The following is a 274-nucleotide window of genomic DNA, read 5'->3' on the forward strand; positions in this document are numbered from 1 at the left end:
GGATAATCTTCTCCGAGGCTGCACTTCTGCTATGGGAGCGAGACGCTTATCAGAAGTAAATCCGTCTGTTGTATCAAACCCACCAACGGATGTGGGCGTAACAAGGCTTGTTTCGGGAACAGGAATTGTAGTAAAGGAAGGAAATGAGGTATTTCTGATCCGTAATGCGAATGCTGCCCCTGAATCGCTTACGCTTCCAACAAATAAAACTCATATTCAGGGAGCTATTATTTATCATAACGATCACTTTTACGAAGGAGTAGAAAACGGAAAG

Annotated in this window: 1 protein-coding gene; it reads left to right on the plus strand. The window is 43.4% G+C overall.

All coding sequences use genetic code 11. The features are described 5' to 3' along the window. Nucleotides 1-274, plus strand: a 274-nt coding sequence (locus SB679_RS24145; protein WP_410704775.1) for a hypothetical protein, incomplete at both ends; no start/stop codon positions are given.

It is taken from the genome of Chryseobacterium sp. SIMBA_029 (assembly GCF_046535275.1).
In the GTDB taxonomy this organism is placed as follows: Bacteria; Bacteroidota; Bacteroidia; order Flavobacteriales; family Weeksellaceae; genus Chryseobacterium.